The 18215-nt window shown below is 61.2% G+C and carries 11 protein-coding genes; 2 read left to right on the top strand and 9 right to left on the bottom strand.

All coding sequences use genetic code 11. The features are described from left to right. Position 1: 1 nt before the first annotated feature. The 6 genes from EDC14_RS18065 to EDC14_RS18040 all read right to left on the bottom strand — a co-directional run bounded on the left by EDC14_RS18065 (position 2) and on the right by EDC14_RS18040 (position 7808). On the bottom strand, positions 2 to 2176 hold the full coding sequence (locus EDC14_RS18065; RefSeq protein WP_132015714.1) for a DNA topoisomerase III: 2175 nt from the start codon (positions 2174 to 2176) through the stop codon (positions 2 to 4). An 89-nt stretch (positions 2177 to 2265) separates the two neighbouring features. Next, positions 2266 to 3495 (bottom strand): LL-diaminopimelate aminotransferase, encoded by a 1230-nt coding sequence (locus EDC14_RS18060; RefSeq protein ID WP_132015713.1) that lies wholly within the window; start codon positions 3493 to 3495, stop codon positions 2266 to 2268. 39 nt (positions 3496 to 3534) lie between these two features. Then, positions 3535 to 4152 carry a class I SAM-dependent DNA methyltransferase gene (locus EDC14_RS18055; RefSeq protein ID WP_132015712.1) on the bottom strand — a complete coding sequence of 206 codons (618 nt, stop codon included), beginning with the start codon at positions 4150 to 4152 and terminating at the stop codon, positions 3535 to 3537. A gap of 162 nt (positions 4153 to 4314) precedes the next feature. After that, the gene (locus EDC14_RS18050) at positions 4315 to 5817 is read right to left on the bottom strand and encodes a carboxypeptidase M32 (protein ID WP_132015711.1); all 1503 of its coding nucleotides are present in this window, start codon (positions 5815 to 5817) and stop codon (positions 4315 to 4317) included. Between the two features lie 160 nt (positions 5818 to 5977). Further along, positions 5978 to 6859: a hypothetical protein gene (locus tag EDC14_RS18045; RefSeq protein WP_132015710.1), complete on the bottom strand. Its 882-nt coding sequence runs from the start codon at positions 6857 to 6859 to the stop codon at positions 5978 to 5980. A gap of 160 nt (positions 6860 to 7019) precedes the next feature. Continuing rightward, on the bottom strand, positions 7020 to 7808 hold the full coding sequence (locus EDC14_RS18040; RefSeq protein ID WP_132015709.1) for an MBL fold metallo-hydrolase: 789 nt from the start codon (positions 7806 to 7808) through the stop codon (positions 7020 to 7022). A gap of 842 nt (positions 7809 to 8650) precedes the next feature. Between EDC14_RS18040 and EDC14_RS18030 the strand changes: the two genes are divergently transcribed. Next, positions 8651 to 9046 carry a metal-dependent transcriptional regulator gene (locus EDC14_RS18030; RefSeq protein WP_132015707.1) on the top strand — a complete coding sequence of 132 codons (396 nt, stop codon included), beginning with the start codon at positions 8651 to 8653 and terminating at the stop codon, positions 9044 to 9046. 153 nt (positions 9047 to 9199) lie between these two features. Here EDC14_RS18030 and EDC14_RS18025 read toward each other — a convergent pair whose 3' ends face one another. Then, a complete protein-coding gene (locus tag EDC14_RS18025) occupies positions 9200 to 10273 on the bottom strand; it encodes a polysaccharide deacetylase family protein (RefSeq protein WP_132015706.1) in 1074 nt (357 codons plus the stop codon). Positions 10274 to 10475: 202 nt separating this feature from the next. Here EDC14_RS18025 and folE2 point away from each other — a divergent pair, with 202 nt between their 5' ends. Next, entirely contained in the window at positions 10476 to 11270 is a 795-nt protein-coding gene (gene folE2, locus EDC14_RS18020; RefSeq protein WP_132015705.1) for a GTP cyclohydrolase FolE2, read from the top strand. Here folE2 and EDC14_RS18015 read toward each other — a convergent pair. Continuing rightward, positions 11267 to 14704 carry a UvrD-helicase domain-containing protein gene (locus EDC14_RS18015; protein WP_132015704.1) on the bottom strand — a complete coding sequence of 1146 codons (3438 nt, stop codon included), beginning with the start codon at positions 14702 to 14704 and terminating at the stop codon, positions 11267 to 11269. The genes folE2 and EDC14_RS18015 overlap by 4 nt on opposite strands. Beyond that, positions 14685 to 18098 carry a PD-(D/E)XK nuclease family protein gene (locus EDC14_RS18010; protein ID WP_165908116.1) on the bottom strand — a complete coding sequence of 1138 codons (3414 nt, stop codon included), beginning with the start codon at positions 18096 to 18098 and terminating at the stop codon, positions 14685 to 14687. The genes EDC14_RS18015 and EDC14_RS18010 overlap by 20 nt, the downstream gene beginning before the upstream one ends. Positions 18099 to 18215: the final 117 nt, after the last annotated feature.

Here is an 18215-nt window from a genome sequence, read left to right as displayed (position 1 = left end):
ATCATTTCTTCAGCTTCGACAATGCTTCAGCCAGCGCCGTATTGAGCGGACCCTGGTCCTGCTGCCGGTTCAGGAACTGATTCACCTCGCGCTTATTGGCCTTGCCCTTCTCTTCTTCCCGGCGCTTGGTGAAAGCGGACAGCTTCTCGCGATAGCCGCAGCTGCAGCTGAAGATCTTGTTTTCCCCTTCGCCGCGCAGTTCCAGCTGCTTATGGCACTGCGGGCAACGGGCGTTGGAGGTGAGCGAGACGTTCTGCCGGTAGCCGCATTCCCGGTCCTGACAGACCAGCATCTCGCCGCGCTTCCCTTTGACTTGCAGCAGGTATTTGCCGCATTCCGGGCATTTGACGCGGGTCAGGTTATCATGCCGGTACGATTGGCCGCTGCCGGCCACGGTCGTCACCAGACGGGCGGCATAGTCGCGGATCCCGGCCATGAATTGGCGCCGCTCGGCCCGGCCTTTGCTGATCTGGGTCAACTGCTGCTCCCACTGGGCGGTCAGTTCGGCCGATCTCAGCTCCGGCGGGACCAGGCCAATCAGTTGGATGCCCTTGGAGGTCGGAACGATGGACTTGCCTTGCCGCTCCATATAGAAGGAGTTGAACAGTTTTTCGATGATCTCGGCCCGGGTGGCCGGCGTGCCCAGCCCGCTGCTGTTGTCCAGGGCCTCCCGGAGCTCGCGGTCCTCGATCCCCTTGCCCGGATGCTCCATGGCCGAGAGCAAGGTCGCCTCGGTATAGCGGGCCGGCGGCTTGGTGGTGCCGGCGACCGTTTTGACGGTGAGCAGCTTTAGCCGCTCCCCCTGGCGCAGTTCGGGCAGGGACTGCTCCGGCGCTTCGTCGTCCCCGGCCTCATCCGGCGCGGCCCCGCCGTCTTCCATCGCCCGCCAGCCTTTGGCCCTGACGCTCTTGCCTTGGGCGGCGAAGAACTCTCCGGCGGCCTCGACCCTGAGAGTGGTCTGCTCATATTCGAAAGGCGGCGAAAGCACCGCCAGAAACCGTTTGACGATCAGATCATAGATCTTCGTCTCCTCCGGGCTGAGTTTGCTCAAGAAAACCGGCTCTTCGGTGGGGATGATGGCATGGTGGTCGCTGACCTTGGCATTGTCGACCAGGCGCTTGGTGACCGTCAGCTTCTGGCCCAGAATCCGCCGGGCTTGCTCGGCATAGGGCCCGGTGGCAATGGCCTTCAGCCGTTCGGGCAGGGTCGGCACGATATCCTCGCTCAAGTACCGGGAATCGGTCCGGGGATAGGTCACCAGCTTGTGCCGCTCATAAAGCTGCTGCATCACGGCGGAGGTCGTTTTGGCGGAGAAGCCGTACCGCCGGTTGGCGTCCCGCTGCAGCTCGGTCAGGTCATAGGCCAAGGGCGGCGGTTCTTTCTTGGCTTCTTTTTTCAGCTCTACAATGGTCCCGGTCTGGCCGGAGGTTTTGGCGGCGAGCGCCTCGGCCCGCCCTTTATCGAAGAGCCGGGTCTGGCCATTGGCGTCCCGCCATTGCAGGTTGAAGCCTCCCGCCGCGGCTTGCACGGTCCAATACGCTTTGGGCACGAACCGCTTGATCTCGTTCTCCCGCTCCACCACCAGGGCCAGGGTCGGGGTCTGAACCCGGCCGGCCGAGAGTTGGGCATTGTATTTGCAGGTGAGCGCCCGGGTGACATTCAGTCCCACCAGCCAGTCGGCCTCGGCCCGGCATTCGGCGGCGGCGTATAGTCGCTCATACTCCCGGCCCGGCTTGAGATTTTGAAAGCCTTCCTTGATGGCCCGTTCGGTCTGGGAGGAGATCCACAGCCGTTTAATGGGCTTGCGCCAACCCGCTTTCTGAATGATCCAGCGGGCCACCAGCTCGCCCTCGCGGCCGGCATCGGTGGCGATGACCAATTCGTCGAGATCCGGCTGCTTCATCAAATCCTTGACCGCCTTGAACTGGCGGGCGGTCTCGCGGATCACCACCAGCTCCATCTTCTCCGGGAGCATCGGCAGGTCCTCGAGGTTCCAGGTCTTATAGCGGTCGTCGTAGGCCTCCGGGTCGGCCAGGGTGACCAGGTGGCCGAGGGCCCAGGAGACGATATAGCGGGGGCCGATCAGGCAGCCGTTCCCCTGCTGGTTGCAGTGCAAGATCTTCGCGATTTCGCGGCCGACCGAAGGTTTCTCGGCCAGGACCAGGGTTTTGGACATGGGTTACGCTCCATTCTTGATGTATCATTTTTGGCAATTGACTTTTTCCTGAAATCAAACTGCTGTTTCTGTCTTTCAAGTTATCAAGCCTAAAATACCAGTTCCAGCCTTCCCAGCCTCTCTCGGACCGCGGCGATGACCCTTTTTTCCGCCTCATCGCCATCGGCTTCAAAGGTCACCGAGAAGCGGAGGTACGCTCCGGCGTCGTCCCAGGGTACCGTGGAGATCAGCGCCTCCTTGATCAGGTACTCCGCGGCGGCCTCGGCGTTCTCAAAGACCAGTCCCGAGCGGGTTCCCTTGGGGGCCGGAACGTAACAATAGAACGAACCCCTGGGCTTGTGGGCCGCGAAGCCCAGCTCGCGCAGTGCCGCCACCAGCAGATTGTGCCGGCGCGAATACCGCTCGCAATTGGCCGCGGTCAACTCAGGATGCTGCAGCGCATAGATGCCGGCCTTTTGAATGGCGCGGAACTGGCCGGAGTCGGTATTGTCCTTGACAGTCCCGTAGGCCTGAATGATCCGGGGATGGCCGGCCACAAAGGCCAGCCGCCAGCCGGTCATGTTGAAAGCCTTGGAAAGCGAATGCACTTCCACTCCGACATCCATGGCGCCGTCCACCGCCAAGAAACTCAAAGGCTGATACCCGTCGAAGGTCAGCGCGGCATAGGCGGCATCGGAGATCACAAAGATATTGTTTTGGCGGGCGAACCGCACCACGCTCTGATAAAACTCACGAGTCGCCACCTGGCCGGTGGGATTGTTGGGATAATTGATGTAGAGGAGTTTCGCCTTTTTCAACACCGGGGCGGGGATCGCCGAAAAGTCGGGATAAAACTGGTTCTCGGGAAGCAACGGCAGATGATACGTATCGCCGCCGAGGTACCGGGTATAGGTGGCGGTCACCGGATATCCGGGAAAGGTGGTCAGCGCGATCTCGCCCGGATTCACCAGGCACAGCGGCAGCATGGCCAGGATCGGCTTGGAGCCGATGCCATGGATGATATTCGCGCGGGTCAAATTCTTGACGCCATAAACCCGGTCCATATAGCCGGCGGCCGCGTCTTGAAACTCGCCGATCCCGTTATCCGAATACCAGCGGTTCTCCGGCTTTCCGGCTTCCTCGGCCAACACCGCGACGAGGCGCGGGTCGGCCGGCCGGTCGGGTTCGCCGACGCCCATGTCGATTAAAGGGAGGAAGGGTTTGCTGGCTCGCGCCTCTTGCTTGGCCTGCTTGATCCGGACGAACTTATAAACCGTGGTGGACTTGCCAAAATTCCTGCCCCCCAAACGCTCGGCAATCTTGTCGTCGATAAAATCCATGGCGGACCTCCGTGAGTTTTTTGCCGCACTGGCGGCTCCTTATCTCTTCTGGCCGACCAACAGGAATAACGGATATTGTTTCTCCCGTCCGTCGCGATCTTGTTTCACGATAGTGTGACAGATTTTGCTCCGAAGCTTGGTGAAACCGATTTCCCGCAAGGTCGCCGACAGCTCCCGAACGTCAAAGCCATGATGGCCCGTAAAGCCGGGACCGTGGAACGTGCCGTCTTCCTTGTCCAGATCCGCGATGCACAATGTGCCTTCCGGATGCAACATTTCGTAAAAGGACTGCAAAACGTCGTTCAGCGGCTTGATATGGTGCAAGGCCATCAACGTGTAAACCACATCAAACTTGAGCTCCGGCAGCTCCGCGGCGGTTAGATCGATTGGGAGGGGGTGCATGTTGGCGATCCGGAGCGTTTGAATCTTCTGCTCGGCCACGGACAACATCCCCGCCGAACTGTCCCCCAGCCAAATTTCGCGCATAAACGGTTGCAGGTAGAAACTTAACAGCCCCGTGCCGCAACCGTATTCAAAGCCCGTCATCCTTTCGAGGTCCGGGATCTCCCGCGCCATTTCCATGGCCACTACGCTGGCCCGCTTGCGGCGCTTGGGATCTTCATCCCAACGCAAAGCCAGTTCATCGAAATTCTCCACCGATTTGATCCTCCGCTAAAAAACTTCGGATATGATGAGGGAAACTTTTAAATTACAGTCTTCTGTCCTTCACAGCGGCAAATTTCATTTTGGGCATGATCGAGCGAGCCGACCATGCCCAAAACGGAATCCAACTCAAAATCGTTGCGGTATCGGCCGGATTCAGGGATACAACTCCCGATACTTGTTCTTTAAATACCGCACGTACGGTTCGATGGTAATCGGCTTTCCGGTGGCCCGTTGCACGATGGTCGTGCCCGACAATTGGCGGCCGTATTGGTAAATGTTCGTTTTGAGCCAACCGTGCAAGGTTTCGAAACGGCCGGCGGCGATCTCCGTCGGAATCTGCGGGTGATGCGCCAGGGCAGCTTCGTAGAATTGGGCGCTCATGATGTTGCCCAGCGTATAGCTTTGGAAATAGCCGCCGATGGTCCCGCTGTACCAGTGCATATCCTGGAGAACCCCCAAGCCGTCGTCGGGCGGGGTCACACCCAGATCGGTCCGGTACCGCTCATTCCAGGCCTCGCGCAGGTCGGCGACGGCGAGCTTTCCTTCCAGCATCGCCAATTCCAGATCAAAGCGGATCATCACGTGCAGGTTATAGGTCACTTCGTCGGCGTCGGTCCGGATCAGCGACCGCTCCACCTTATTCAAGGCATGGTAGAAGACTTCAAAGTCCACCTGGCCCAGCTGTTGCGGGAAGACCTCCTGCAGCTTGGGGTAGAAGTACTGCCAGAAATGGCGGCTCCGCCCCACCAGGTTCTCCCAGAGCCGCGACTGGCTCTCGTGGACGCCCATGGCGGTGCCGCTGGCTAGCGGAGTCGCTTCCCACCTCGGATCGATCCCCTGCTCATACAAGGCGTGGCCGGTCTCGTGGATGGTGCTGAAGAGCGCCTCGCTGAGCCGGTTTTCCTTGATCCGGGTGGTGATCCGGACGTCATCGATGGAAAACGACGTGGTAAAAGGGTGCGGGCTCTTGTCCTGCCGGCCCCGGTTGAAATCGTATCCCAGCCGCTCGGCGACGTTCAGGCCGAACCGCCATTGGTCCGCCTCCGGGAAATGCTGCTTCAGGCAGGAATCATCCGGCGCGGGCCGGGCGGTGATCGCCCCGACCAACCGGGTCAATTCCTCGCGCAACTGGGCGAAGAGCGGCCGGATGACGGCGACGGTCAGTCCCTCGTCCAGTTCGTCGATGAGCGGATCGGCGATATGTTGGTATCCGGGATAAAAATTCGCCAATTGCCTGCTGTAATCCAGCGTCTTTTCGAGCAACGGCCGGACGATCTGGAAATCCTTCTGGGCCCGGGCTTTGGCCCATGCCTCATAGGTCCGGGAGGTATGTTCCGAAAATTCGGCGGTAAACTTGGGCGGAATCTTCGCGGCACGCTCAAAATCCCGGGCGGCCACCCGGATCAAGGCGACATCGGGCGAGTCCGGAGAGAGACCCTCCAGCAACGGTTGGAGTTCATCCAACAACCGGCCCAATTCCGGAGCGGTCGCCTTCTCGTGCGCCAGCCGTTCCATGGTCGCCAGCTGCCGGGCCCGGGCCGCTGCCGCGCCCGGCGGCATCAAGGCCATCTGGTCCCAGGATAACACGGCGGCGGCCGCTTTTAAGTCGCTGATCTCCGCCAAACTGTTCTTCAGCTCGGTCAATGTATGATTCAACGAGCATCCTTCCTTTCTTTATTCGAGGCGCCTCGGGCGGTTCATTGGCAGCGGGCGCTCTGCTCCAACTGGCGCCGGAAAGCGATTCATCTCAAGGCGATTGATTTTACAGAATATTCTACCACAAGTTGTCTCATTCCAACAGCCGGAACCGGCCGATTTAGGACCCCCGGCCCGTTTTTTTCAAATAGGCCAGAATCGCTTGTTTGATCTCCGGTTCGGAAAGGCACCGGGGCAGATAGCGGGTCACTTCGTTCCGGATTTGCAGATAAGCGTCGAATGTCAACTGGTCAAAGGCCTTCTCGGCCTGGCGATCGGCGTCGGAAAAAACCGCCCGATTGAGCGGCGCGGGAGTGACAGCCCGCTGCGCCGGCGCGGATTCACGCTCCGGGTTCCGGCCGGAAGAGAGGTCCGCGCAAGCGGCCCCCAGGAAAAAACAGCCCAGGAATATCCATGAAACATACCATAGGACACTGCCGACCCAGTAGGTGATCATGAAGGCCCAGGCGATCCCCGCGGCCAACATGGCATAGGCGTAGAACCACAGATGCCGCTCCCCGGGCAAAACCGCGAGTTTCCGCAGTTTCAGCCCATACAGGATAGAAATGGCGCCGGACGCCAGCGCCACAGCCAGGACCAGCGGCAGCAATTGCTTGGCCCGGAACGCTACGTCGGCCCGGAGCAGCGTAAAATTGGCGATTCCCAGCCCCGGAACGGCGACGAGCTCCAGCAGGTTGTAGCCGATAAAAAACTTGATGTAAGGAGAAACCGACCGGCTCCGGCCCTGCCGGTCCAGGAGCTTCAGCAAGGTTCCCAATAAATACACCGTAATCAGATTGGGGATGCTTCCAAGCAGCGCTCTGGCGAACGAAAACTGGTAATAAAGGCTCGGGTCCTGATGGAGCAAGAGCCAGATTCGGGCCAGCCCGAAATAGATCCCGGAGAGGATCGCCACCCAGCCGGCTGTTTTCAGCGGGATTTCCGGTAAAGGCCGGCCTTTCCATTGCCGGAACCGATTCAGGAGTCCATCCATAAGCGCCATTCGTTCCACCTCATTTATCGAAAAGATTCAATATCAATGGAAGAAAAACCGGGCTGGGTACAATGGAAAACCGAAAATCCCCTTATATCGAAGCAATGTTCCTATGGAAGCAACAGGGTGGAAACCTCCTTGCAGGCTTGAGTCTCTTACAGCTCCAAGACTAAGTTTCCCGCTCGGCCAGGGCTTCATCCAAAGCCGCGGCGATCCGATCGAGCGCCGGTTCCCGCTCCTGTCTGGAGATGACGGGACCGTGGCCGGGCACGATCCATTCGGGCTGGAGCGCCGCAATTCTGGCCAAGGACTGTTTCCAGCGCCGCCAGTCCGCCGCGCTCCCGCATTCCAGATTGGGCGACAGGCCGCTCACCACCGCGTCGCCGGCATAGAGCACGCCCTCCTCCGGAATGTACACCGCCAGATTAGCCGGCGTATGACCGGGCGTAAAGAGCAACCGGGCTGTCAACCCGCCCAGCTCCAACACGGTCTCCTCCGGAACGGGCCGGTTGGGATTGGCGGCCGTGGTCTTTTGAAACAGGACCGCCGCCTCGTTCCGCTCCCGACGCCGCCGATCGGGAATGCTCTGATTGCACTCGGCGATGGTCGCCGCCAATTCGGCTGCGGTACGGTGGATCCGGCAATGGCCGTAAATATCGATGCCCCGTTCCCGGAAGAAACCATTGCCGCCCAGATGATCGAAGTGCGGCTCGGTGTTGACTGCGATCAAGCGATTGCCCGCGCCCGCCGCTACGGCATAACCGTGGATGGTCTGGGCCGCCAGAGTATTCGGCCCGGTATCGATGACCAGGGTCGTTCCCGCCCCCACCACAAATCCGGCGTTGACCGCCCAGGGTAACGCGAAGGCGAGGCCGGTGACGGCATAACAGCGCGACGTGATCCGCAAATTGACGCCCCCTTTTTCGTGACGGGGATGGCCGTCCGGGAAACGGGCCATCCTGATCTTCCGCTTCTATTCTTCGACTTATTCCGTTTTCTTCCTGCCGGATTTCATAACTGATCCTTTCGTGGGGGCGAGGCGACTGGTCCTTATCATTGCCCCGCCTGATTTAGCGCAACTCCCGCGGAACCATGGGCATCTCTCACGGAACCATGGGCATCTCTCACGGAACCATGGGCATCTCTCACGGAACCATGGGCATCTCTCACGGAACCATGGGCATCTCTCGCGGAACCATGGGCATCTCTCGCGGAACCATGGGCATCTCTCGCGGAACCATGGGCATCTCTCGCGGAACCATGGGCATCTCCCGCGGAACCATGGGCATCTCTCGCGGAACCATGGGCATCTCTCGCGGAACCATGGGCATCTCTCGCGGAACCATGGGCAAGCCGTGCCCATGATTGGGCCGGCGTTGCCCATCTCCGGGCATTTCCTGCGGCACGCGGAGGGAGCGCCCCTCCAAGCCGGGCTGTCGGGGCCCCGGAAGGAGAACCGTTGGCGGAAGAGGCCGCCCCGCGCACGCGAACCGTACAGTGAAACGCGCGACCTCCGGTTCCCTGCGGCGGAGGTCCATTCGAGCCAGGGGTCAGGATTTTATAGATTTTTTAAAATTTTTTGGATATTTTTTAAAGACGCTTTAGAACCGTTTTATTTCCAGCTTTTATAATCGGCTTATTCCAACCGGATTGCGGACAGCGGGATGGGGGTAGGATAAGCCCGCGGCCGTCCCGGTTAAGCTATTGATGGATGCTCTTCGACCCTCCACCGGCCAAAATCGGCAGAGCTTTTCCCAAACGGGGCGCGAGTAGCATTCCAGACAAACGAGGTGTTGAGAAGTGGATAGGGCTTCAATCTCGCCCGCCCTGGAGGATTACCTGAAGGTCATTCTGGAATTGCAGGAAGCGGAGGAAGCGATTCGTGTCACCGACCTGGCCCAAAAACTGGGCGTGGCCAAGTCCAGCGTCAATCAGGCCGTGGCCCGGCTGGTGGAGCTGGCTCTGTTGACGCACGAGCGTTACGGACCGTTGGAGCTGACCGGCCGCGGCCTAGCCAAGGCCAGGGAGATCCGGGAGCGCCACGACAGCCTGCGCCAGTTCTTCAGCGACGTGCTGGAGGTCGAGCCGCGCATCGCCGAACGGGACGCCTGCAGCATCGAGCATTACATCAGCCCCGCCACCATGGAAAAGCTGGTCGATTATCTGAACGGACTGGCGAAGTCCGATGAGTCGTGAGGCCCTCGGCGGCTGTCTGTCGAGGCCGGTTCCGTCATGAATCCATGCCGCACCCTCCCCTTTCATCCCTATGGGGCTTTCCCGGAAAAACAATCTGGGGGCAGCTCTTTTCTCCCAAATAACAAAACGGGAACCGCTCCGGTCCCCGCCCTTTTATAATCCAAGTTCTCTCCTGCCACCCGTTCCCGACTCAATCGATCGCCGCAGCTTCATGCCGGGCGGCAGTTTGCCCACCTTGGCCGCCTCGGCCCGGGGCACCGTCACTGTAGCGGGATCGCCGTCGCTGATGAAGCGCAACGCGGGATTCTTCCGGAATCGCTCCACATAGGCTCCGGGTCCCCAGGCGGTGTCGCCGGCCTGGATCCGTTCCAGCCGGTAGGGATTGAAGCCCGCCGCATACGGCGAGGGCGCCGGACCGGATCCCACCAGCACGATGGAGGTGTAATGGTAGCGAATGCCCTGATATTCGCCGTCATGCTCCAAAACCTGGTTCCGGGCGTGCACGCCGAAGGGCAGGGAGAGGCTCTGCACCGGATAGCCGGGAACATAGGATTGAATGGCCTGATTGGCCAGAGCCATTTGCTTTTGTACTCCCAGGTCATCCGTTTTGCTGAGATTCTGGTGCCAATAGGTATGGCTGCCGATCTCGTAGCCGTGCTCGGCCAGGTACTGCAGTTTCCTGCCAATATGCTCTTCCTGGCCGAATAGCCGCAGCTTGGGCGGGATCGCCGGCAACACATAGAAAGTGGCGGTCAACGGAAAATCGGGATGCTCCTTTTTGAACTGTTCCATGATGCCGACGGCCGACTGGGGATCGATCACCAGCCGCTCCCCTTCTTGCAAGTAGCGGAACTGGCCCTGGCTGGAGTCGTCAAAGGTCAGTACGAACGGGGTTTTACCGGCGGGCACCTTCAGCCGGCCGCTCACCACATCCGCCAGGGGCGCCGGATAATAGCCGCTATCGTACAGTAACTGCAGGTCCTTTCGGAAGTTGGCAGGGGTCCGCCGCCATTCCGCCTCCGGCGCGCCGATCAGATGATACTCCAGGATCAGCAGCCGGCCCAGTTCATTGGGCCGCACTCCGGCCGGGCCGGCGGCCGCCGGAACCGGCGCCGGCTTGGAGCCGGTTTTCGCGGAGGGACCGGCCCCGGCGAACCCATGCGGCAGGCTGAAAGCCAGGATGGCCAAGCAAACCATCCCCGATACCGCCCATCGCTTTGAATGCACTTTGTTTTTGCCTCCTTTTTTGGGGTCGGTCAAAAGCCGACCTGATCAGATTCCATGCCGAGCGGCGGCTTCCTGCGATTAATTTATGGAAAGTCCGGGACAAACATGCCGGTCCGGTAGGAGTTTTCCGGAGCGTGCCGAAACAAATAGAAAAATGGAACCGATCCATTGAAATAGAAATTTGGAAAGGCGGCAACGCAACATGATCGATGTGCAGAGCAGGCGGGACGAGCGGGGAATCGAGATTCAAAAGGTGGGTCTGAAAGATGTCAACCTGCCGTTTCAGATCCGGATGCGGGACGGCGGGTTTCAACATGTCCACGGCAACGTCGTCGTCTCGGTGACGCTGCCGCACCATTTCAAGGGCACGCATCTCAGCCGGTTCATGGAGCTATTGATGTCCTGGTCCGAAAAACCCATCTCCTGGAAGGAGATCCGCCAGATCCTGGCCGAACTCTGTAGCCATCTGGAAGTGAGCGCCGCCGAAATCAGTCTGAAGTTTCGCTATTTCCTGCCGGTGCCGGCGCCGGTGAGCGGCATCGTCGGCTACCTCGACTATCTGGGCGAATTTCGCGGCGTCTTCCGGCAACCCTCGGGCCACTTCCATTTCCAACTGGGCGCGGAGATACCGGTCCTCTCCCTCTGCCCCTGCAGCAAAGAGATCTCGGCTTACGGCGCCCACAATCAGCGGGCGGCCATCCGGACCCTGGTACACTGCTCCTATCCGGGGAAAATCCTGTGGCTGGAGGAGCTCATCGAACTGTTGCGGATTCAGGGCAGTTGCCCCATCTATCCGGTGCTCAAGCGGGAGGATGAAAAATACGTCACCGAAGCCGCCTACCAGAACCCCAAGTTCGTCGAGGACATCCTGCGCGACTCCGTCCTGGCGCTCCGCTCCGAGCCGCGGATCCGCTCTTTCCAGGTCGAGGTGGAAAGCTACGAGTCCATCCACAATCACAGCGCCTTCGCATCCCATGTGGAGGAAGCCGCCGATTAAGCTTTACCGGCGTGACAGAACCAGCCGTAGCGGCAGTTCTCACAGTCGGCTCCGGCCGGATAGTCTCCGGGATAGGGATGGGCGGCGATGAACGCGCCGATCTCCCGCACCTCGGCAATGGTCCGGGCCAAAGCGGCCTGGTCCAGCGGCACTTCCACCGCCCGGTCGGGGTAAGGGAAATACAGGACCGCCCGGTCCGGCAACCTCCCCCACAGTTCGGCCACTGCCAGAGCATACAGCTGAAGCTGCCAAAAGTATTTTGCGGCGGTCTCCTCCACCTGACGGGGCGCGATCCGGTGCGTCTTATAATCCACCAACACCAGCCCGCCGCCGGGCTCGCGGTAAAGCCGGTCAAACCTGCCTTCCACCCGCACTGCGCCTTCCAACTTCAAAATGAATGGCACCTCATCCCAGATCTCGCCCCGTCCCCGGTACTCGCTGGCCTGAAGGTTCCGCCAGATCCGCTCCAGATCGGCTTTCAACCGGTCGGGATCGGGAACCTGCAACTCCGCAAAGTAAGCCTTCCAAAGTTCCTCCGGCCAGTCGGGCGTTCCCGCCCGGACCGCCTGATGGACAAAATTGCCGATCTGCGCGCCCAAATGGGCTCCGGCTCCGGGAAGCGCGGCGGCGCTCGGCTCGTCATCGGCCGCCGGCCCACGCTCCAGACGCATGATATGCCGCAGGTAAAAACCGCGCGGACAACTCTTAAAGGCCAGAATGCCCGAGACCTTCAGCGGCACTACGCAGCCGGCGTTTGCGGCAACTCCGGCCGCGGCGACCTCGGGCGCCGCCCGGCCCGCCGGGGAAGGCGCGGCCGCCAGGTCGGGAGCCACCGTCTCCAACAGCTTCACCGGACGCTCCGGCGGCTGGACCTCCGGCACCGCGCGGACCACCGCCACCGGTATCCCCTGATACTCCAGCTCTGCGCCGGCCTCGGCCAAGGGCAGCAGCAATTCGAACCATTTCATCCAGTTTCCCGCGGTCTCCAGCGTCTTGCCGCGCGACCGGCTTACCCCCGAACCGGCCAGGATCAATTGGCGTTTGGCCCGGGTCAGCGCCACGTATAATACCCGCTTGAGTTCGGCGATTTCGTCGCGCCGCTCGCGCTCCTTGATGGCCTCCCAGACCGAGGTGGCCGCGGCCTCGCTCTCCGGGACCGGGATCTTAAAACCGACACCTAAGTCCTTGTGGAAGACCAGCTTGGAACGGTTGCCCAACCGGAACGAACGATCCAGATCGGGCAGGATCACGACGGGAAACTCCAAGCCTTTGGAACGATGAATGGTCATCAGCCGGACCACGTCGCTCCCCTCGGCTTGCGTCTGGGCCTCGCCTTCCCCGATCTCCATGCCTTCGAGTTCCTGCAGGTAACTGAGGAAACGATTCAGATCGTGGTAACCGGCGGCGGTAAACTCCTCGGCCTTGTAGAGCAGCTTCTCCAGATTGGCCAAGCGCTGCCCGGCGTCGACCGAGCCCAGCATCAGTTCGCGATAGTGCAGCCGGTCCAGCGCCAGCCGGAGCATGGCGGGGATGGGCAACAACTCCCGGTGTTCCTGGAGATAACCGAGCAACTCCCGGAATTCCCGCAACCTCGCTGCAGCCGGTTCGGGCAGCAACTTCTCAAAATCCTCCCGGCCGTAAAAGGCCTCCGCCAGGCCCTCATCCCGGCATAAGCGGTACAATTCGGTCTCGCTCAGTCCGACGTAGGGGGAACTTACCAGGCCGAGCAGCGCCACGGTATCATACCGCTGTTGCACCAGCCGGAGGAGATTCAGCTGGTCGACGATCTCCTGGCGCCGGTATAAATCGCCGCCGCTGGCCGTGTAATAAGGGATTCCCAGTTCCACCAAGGCTTGCTGAAAAAGCCCCATCGCGGTTCCGGCCCGGAAGAGCAGGACGATGTCGCCATAGCCGACCGGCGTCCCGGTTCCGGCGCTCTCCGCCACCAAGCGGACGATCCTGCGCGCCACCAGCCGGGCCTGTTCCCGCAAGTCCGCGGTCTCCCCGGCCAGGATGAATTCGACCCGCGATCCGGCGTCATTCCCTCCGGCTTCCAGGGGTTCGTAGGGAAAGCTTTCTCCGGCGAAGAGCTCCTGGGAGAAAGCATTGATGAACCGGATGACGGTCTGGTTGGAGCGGTAATTCCGGGTCAAGGCAATGGTCCGGCCGCCGCGGGATTCGATCTCCCGGCCCAGCTCGGTCATGAGATCGGCCTCGGCGCCCCGGAAGCGGTAGATCGACTGCTTGATATCGCCGACCGCCATCAGCCGGCCGCCTTGATAATCCTCGCCTAGCAATGAACGGACGATCTCCAGTTGCAGGCTGTTGGTGTCCTGAAACTCGTCCACCAGCAGGTAGCGGATCCCGGCGGTCACCCGCTCCGCCAGCTGCGGGTGGTTCTGTAACAGATCTCTGGCCAAAAGCTGCTGGTCCGCGAAGTCCAGCAGACCCGACTCCTGCTTCAACTCCCGGTACCGCCGGTCCAATCCTTCCAACAACGTTTCCAAAGTTTCCAGGCGCTCCAGCGCCGCCCCATCCACCAAGCGCTGCTTCACTGCGTCGATCTGGTCGCGGACCGCGACCACCCGCGGTTTGATGGCGGCGGGAAGCGTCTTGGGCAATCCTTTCGCCAACTCCCCCAGGGCCGGAAGCAGTTCGTCCAGTTCTTTCCCGTCCCGCAGCAGCTCCCGGTAGCCCGGCCAACCCTCCCGGAATAAGCCGAGAACGCCCTGGGCATTTTCGGTCAGTTTCTGGGTGGAGCTATACTCCAGCAGTTCCTCGATGTCCGCAATCAAACCGTCCGCCCCGGCAATCCGCGCTGCCAAAGCATCCCGGAGGGCCTCCGCAGTCTGGCGGATCACTTCTCCAAAGGCGCGGCCGCTCTCCCGGATGGCCTGGTAGAGTCCGGCCAGGCTTTCGGCCAGGGATTCCCAGCCATAATCCAGGATCAAGCGGACCAGCGCCTGGGAGTCCGCGGTGGGGTTCTGGACGATCTCCGTGAATAATTCGGCAATGGCCTGGTTCAGATAAATTTGTTCCTCGCCTTCGCCCAGGATGCCGGAGACCGGCGGAATCCCGGCTTCCAAGGGATTCTCCTGGATCAGCCCCAGGCAAAGACTGTGGAAGGTGACGATCCGCGCGCCGTCGATCCGCTGCAACTGGTTTCGCCAAAATTCCAGTTCCGCTTGGTTCTCGGCCTGATTCTGACGCTCCCGGAGGCCCTGGCGGATCCGGTCGCGCATCTCGGCTGCGGCTTTCTTGGTAAAGGTGATCGCCACGATCTCTCCGATCTCAGCCCGGCGTTCTTCGAGCAGGCGCAGGTATTTTTCTGCCAAAACCGTCGTCTTGCCGGTCCCGGCGCCGGCCGAGACCAGCAAGTCCGCGCCAAATTCATGGATGGCGGCGGCTTGTTGTTCATTGGGCGGATGCGGCATCAGTCAACTCTCCTTCCCACTCTTGGCGCCGGCAGCAGATCCGGTACTCGCAATAGGACGGGCAATCGGCTGCAGTCAGTTGGAACCGGCCGCTGCGGATCGCGTCGATCGTCGCGGCCAGCTCGTTTTTGACCTGAGCGAGCCATTCTTCCCAATCGGGGTCGGCCAGCAATCCTTGGCCCCGCCAGCTGAGTCCCAAGCGCCGCTCCCGCCAGATTCCCCCCCGGATCCGCGACGGGTTGCGGAGGCCCAAATAACTGCCGCCCACCGCGGTATCGGAGCCGAAAACCAATTGCTCCAGGGCCAGCAGATAGACGGGGATTTGGATCCTGCGCTGATCCAGCAGATCGCCGGCGGACGGGCCGGAACCGAGCTTATAATCGTAGACGATAAAATGGCCGGCGCTGTCGGCATCGACCCGGTCGATCCGGCCGGCGATCCGCGCGTCGCCGGCCTCCCATTCCAGACGGAAAGGCCGCGCCGCCGCTGCGGCGCCGTGTCCGCCCCCTGGGCCAGGCGGGCCCGAGGGCAAGCGGTCAAGGAGGGCATCACACGCGGCCCCTGCCTGGCCGAAAGCGAATTCCAACAACCGGGGCCGGAAGCGGTGTCCGGTCCGCTCGGCCCACTGCAGTTCGGCACCGAGCCATTGGCGCAGGGTCCGCTGGGCTTGGGCCCGCTGAATCAATAACACCGTCCCTGCGATCCGGTTGGCGGCTTTCTCCTGCCACACGCCGAACTGCGCCGCAAACGATTCTTCCAGGACCTGCAGATAGGATTCGAAACGCTCCTCATTTAACCGCTCGTCCCGGTAACGAAGCCAGAATTGGCGGAGCACCTCATGATAAAGATTGCCCAGATCCAGGTTCTCAGGGATAAGCCTCGGCTGAAGCAGCGGTTTAATCCGCAAGAGATGCTTCAGAAAAAAACGGTAAGGGCAATTCCTGTAATCCTCCAGGGCGGTGATGCCAAAACAGTAATCGGCGCCGAAATGGGCAGCCAGATCATTCATAAAGCTGCTGACCCCGTCAGGCGGCCCGTCCGCTCCCCGGTTCCAGCGGCGCTGCATGGCCTGGGTGAGACGCCGGTAGGAGGCGGAGTCGAGCAACATCCGGCAGAACGCCAGCTCCTCTTCGGGCAGGCTCCGGACATCGGAGTGTAAACATTGGGCCAGTCGTAAGCTTTCTTCACTTCGGGAACGGCATTGGCCGAAACTGGACTGAATCTCCGGAGCCAAACCCAGCCGCACGGCCCGCTGCTCCAGATCGGGCAGCCATTCCAGGACGGTTTCGAGAAAGAGTGAGCGGTTCAGCGGCTGCCCCTCATCGTCCTGGTCCCGAAAGACCAGATACAGCCGTTCCTTGGCCGCAGACAGCGACCAATAGAAGGCCATCCGTTCCTGAATCTGATATTGATCCCCGGTCTCCAGATCGACGCCCAGCGTCTTCAGCTCGCGCCGTTCAGCCGGAGTCAGTTTCCAATCGTTGATATAGATCCGGGGGAAGCTTCCCTGCTCCAATCCGGTAATGAAGACCACCTTGGCCCGCAGGCCGCGCGCTTCGCGAGGCGGGATCACCCGTACCTGCGGCCGGAAACTGCGGGGCTCGGGTACTTCCGCCGCCAACAGGTACTCCTCGAAGAAACGCCGGTACTCCCGGACGGTCAGGATCTGAGTCGCGGCGCCGGGGAGAAAGCCGAGAATCTCATCGATGGTGCCCGTGACGGTTTGCATCGCCTGGTAATTGAGGAGCTGTTGCCGGAGGAGTTCCGGATCATCCTCGAAGGATTGCCCTCCCCAGGCCTCGGCGCTATGAAACCATTGCCTGGTCAATTCCAGGTAAGCCCGGAGCGATGCCTCCCGGGGATACTCGGCCAGGCGCCGCAACCCGGCAGCCAGTCTCTCCAGGTCGAGTTCTTCCTGGCGCGCGGTTTCGACCAACTCCTCGTCATTCAACAGCTTGAGCCACTGTTCCCGGCCGGAGATCGCCCCATAGCTCTCGCCGAGCCAAGCCACCAGGCGATCACCGGCGGCGGCCGGCTTGCCCGCGTGCCATTGCCGGATCAGGATGGCCAGATCCGGCCATTGCCAATCCTCGGCCAACGCCGTCAAGGACTGCAGAAATTGACTGACGCCGGGAAGCTCGCGCGCGGTCAATGCCGCGCCGGCCAACGCCAGATGATACTCGCGAAAAACGGGGCCGGCGGCCTTCAGGAACTGCTGCGGCTGGGGCGCAATGATCAAAAAATCGTCGGTGGCGTATAAACCGGCTTCCAGGCCGTGACAGATCTCCCTGGCGATCGCCCGGGCCTGGCGGGACCATCCGGCCGTCTGCAGCAGCCGCACCGAATCATCGCTCGGCGGATGCGGCAGCGGCCGCGGCTCCCCGCGCCAGAAGCTGTACTGCAGCTCGGCCAGGACCGGGCTGCGCGTGATGCCATCCATGGCCGCTTGCCCTGGGGCCGTCCTGGCCCCGGGACTGCGCGTGATGCCATCCTTGGCCGCTTCCCCTGGGGCCGTCCTGGCCCCGGGACTGCGCGTGATGCCATCCTTGGCCGCTTCCCCTGGGGCCGTCCTGGCCCCGGGGCTGTGCGTGATGCCATCCATGGCCGCTTGCCCTGGGGCCATCCTGGCCCCGGGGCCGTGCGGGGGCAGGGATGGGGACGGTTTCAACTTCATGGCGAAGTGACGTGCCGCTACCTGTTGAAACTCCGGCACTCCGGTGGGATCGATCATCGCTTCGCAATCGAACCAGAGATCCAAGGCTTTCAGCATATCGGTTTGTAACGGCGTCAGATCGGTGAAACCATACAGCAACAGCGGCATCCGGGAGGAGGGTCCGGCCGCTTCGGAACGGAGTTGCTCCAGCGCCTCCAGGATCAGATCGTCTTCCACCAGCCCCCGCTGCCGCAACAACTCCTGATATGTAAGATATAACAGCGCCAGTTGCTCAAGTTTGGCGCCGCGGCCGGCGGACCACTCCATGAAAAGCTCCGGGGTCAGCCCGGACCGTTTCCATTCGGCGATCCCGGCCAGGATCGCCGCCCGATAACCGGCCGCGAACGGTACCCGGTTCAACTCGTCCAGCTGGCCTGCAGAATCCAAAACCTGAAACACCCCGGCAATCAGCAGTTCTTTCTCCAGCTCGGTCGGGCGGCGGGCGTTGAACCCAAAACGCTGGCTAATCTCTTCGACAAACCCTTCCATCAATAAAAAACGCACCCCGCCGAAGCCGGTAACGCCGGGCTGATTGATGATCTCATCCTGAACCGCATTCAACAAACTGAGCGTCGGGAAGATAACCACCAGGTCAAAGTCTTGACGGGCGACCGCTTGCCGTGCTCTCTCAATAATCGCCTCGTGGCTGGCGAGTTCCCCAATGAGCGTTGTGACTTTCATAAAAAAACCCCCTGCTTCTCTGCTAAAGGAATTCGGGGGCCGGCCGGCAAATCCTGCCGTCATGAACGTCCGACGATTGAATTGGATCAGAAATGTGCTTCAGCAAACTATCCACCA

Source organism: Hydrogenispora ethanolica, assembly GCF_004340685.1.
GTDB lineage: Bacteria > Bacillota > UBA4882 > UBA8346 > UBA8346 > Hydrogenispora > Hydrogenispora ethanolica.
This window is presented reverse-complemented; position numbering and strand designations above follow the sequence as displayed.